At 33.1% G+C, this 2,403-nt stretch carries 2 protein-coding genes and 1 pseudogene; 1 reads left to right on the top strand and 2 read right to left on the bottom strand.

All coding sequences use genetic code 11. The features are described 5' to 3' along the window. Nucleotides 1-223 (bottom strand): annotated as a pseudogene (locus K9V48_RS27695) (nickel pincer cofactor-dependent isomerase, group 22); the annotation flags it as partial. Nucleotides 224-896: 673 nt separating this feature from the next. On the opposite strand from K9V48_RS27695, the gene K9V48_RS27690 reads away from it, so the two are divergent. After that, the gene (locus tag K9V48_RS27690) at nucleotides 897-2,111 is read left to right on the top strand and encodes an ROK family transcriptional regulator (RefSeq protein WP_224142269.1); all 1,215 of its coding nucleotides are present in this window, start codon (nucleotides 897-899) and stop codon (nucleotides 2,109-2,111) included. A 174-nt stretch (nucleotides 2,112-2,285) separates the two neighbouring features. Here K9V48_RS27690 and K9V48_RS27685 read toward each other — a convergent pair. Further along, nucleotides 2,286-2,403, bottom strand: a 118-nt coding sequence (locus K9V48_RS27685; protein WP_224142270.1) for a hypothetical protein, incomplete at its 5' end; no start/stop codon positions are given.

The raw sequence follows: 2,403 nt of genomic DNA, 5'->3' as shown, positions 1-2,403 counted from the left end.
GCACGGTTGTTGCCGTAATTTCTGGGAGGCGATCCAAGCCACGGCTACCTACTGCGATCGCAATTTCCATGCCTGGCTTAATTTTCTGTTCAATCGCATCTCGTTGCAATTTTTCTTTGATTGCTTCACCAAGATGTTCAATTTTTGAATCGTCAAAATTTTGTCTTACTTTTGCCATTTTAGGTAGTGGAATATCTTTTAATAACTCTTGAAGAATACCCATAAAATTTGCTTCACTCCTTATTTAAGCTTGTAATATCTGTCTATGGTAAAGTTTTTCCGCTGTCAGATTCGCTAATAGAAAATCCTTGTCTAAAAACGATTTCAAATTATTGTTCCTTCAGCCCCCATTTACGGACTGAATTTATTTTGTCTAATCATCATTTGTTTGAATTTTCACACAAAAATGAAAACCCTTTCACACTTGTGATTAATATGTGTTATAATGATATTATTATTATTAACGTTTGGGTTATTTTTCCGTATACCAATTAATTTGTTTACAAAACAAATTAATTATCTATCAGTAGAATATCATTTCAAAAGTGCCTCGTCAATAAATAGTAGATGAATGATTATTTTTCGTCACAATTATCATTTTATACGATATTGCTCGGGAGAAGTTGATTTAAAAAACGTTCTCTTCAACCATTACTGTTTGTATGGAGGAACAAAAGTGTAAGTGCCTTGATCAGCCTAAGGCAAGCATAAGCCGATCAGGAATAGAAGGTGTTTTTTACCTTCAATTCCTGATCGGCTTAGACCCAAGAGGGGCCGGACGCTTACGCTGGATGTCTTATACTTATCCACAGTACAAGAATTTTATAATTTCCTAAACGAGAACAAAAAATACTTATTAAATTTGAAAACTATCTTGATTGGAAAGGTGAAATTACATGGCAGCTATTGGTGATGCTTCTTATATTAAAAAATTAAATAGGTCCTTAATTATTAGCAAAATTATTGAACATGGTCTAATTTCTAGAGCAGAAATATCAAAAATAACAAAATTAACGAGGGCAACAATTTCAGTCCAAGCAGCTGATTTATTAGAGGAGGAACTGATTGTTGAATCTCATCAAGAATATAATAATGTGGGAAGAAAACCAATCATGCTATCGATTAATCGCAAAGCTGGATTTGTTTTAGGTATCGATCTTGACTATCGATCGATCACATTTACGTTTTCTGATTTAATGGGCCAACCTGTTCATACTGATACTGTAGAGATTCAAAACTCTAATTACGATGAAATTCTTGAATTATTAATAAAACAGATAAAAGACTACCAAAATGAATGTTCTTCAAGTCATTTTGGTATTGTTGGGATTGGTATCGGAATACACGGTATTGTAACAAAAGACGAAGTCATCAATTTTGTTCCTTCACATCAATGGAAGAATAAAGATTTAAAAGCTGATCTAGAAAAAGTTTTTAACCTAGACATCCATATTGATAATAACGCAAACTTAAGTGCATTTGCAGAAAAAGTATTTAATCATCATAAAAGTGAGAATTTATTAAGTATTAGCATGTCCTCAGGAATTGGACTTGGCGTATTGATAAAAGGCGAACCGCTTAAAGGCTATCATGGTTATGCTGGGGAAATGGGCCATATGATTATTGTTCCTGATGGTAAACCTTGTAAATGTGGTAACTTCGGTTGTTGGGAGTTATATGCCTCAGAAGAAAGTTTTTTAAAACAATTGGCAGAAAAATATCATAAACCAAACTTATCGTTGGAAGATGTCCAAAATCTTTTAATAGCAAAAGATCCTATAGTATGTGACCAAATGGAGCTATTTATTAAAGATATATCGATTGGGCTTAATAATATCATTAACCTGCTTAATCCAGAAACTCTCGTACTAAATAGTGAGTTATTGAAGATGTATCCTGGAGTTGAAAATAACCTTAAATCCCATCTAACTTCTTCCGTTAGCCACTTTAATGAACTATTGATATCTGATCTAGGGAAGTATGCTTGTGTAATGGGCGCATGTGCTCTTGCTATAAAAAACTTTTTTGAAGTTCCTGAGTTAAATTTAACGATTGAAAATAAAGAATTCGACGAGATTATTGAAAGCCAATGGACTAAAATGAGCGTTTAATATGAGGATTCCATCAACACTGATTTTACAGCACATTATTCTCGGAATAAAAAATTTGTTATACAAAAATATCCTCTTCTAGATAGACAATGTCAGCTAGAAGAGGATATTTAAAAGGTTCTATTTATTCATGTATAGAATCTTACGAGTACATCTTTCAAATCCAACGAATAATTACATCCAGTTCGTATGGAAAACTCCTTCTTTGTCAACACGTTGATACGTGTGAGCACCGAAGTAATCACGTTGTGCTTGTAATAGATTTGCTGGTAATGTTTCTGTACGGTAGCTA

Source organism: Metabacillus rhizolycopersici, from assembly GCF_020075705.1.
Note: the sequence above shows the minus strand (reverse complement) of the source record. Positions and strands in the feature narration are given on the sequence as shown.

Excerpts from the sequence above, each read along its gene's own strand:
- K9V48_RS27690 (WP_224142269.1), top strand. The coding sequence starts at position 897 with ATGGCAGCTATTGGTGATGCTTCTTATATTAAAAAATTAAATAGGTCC.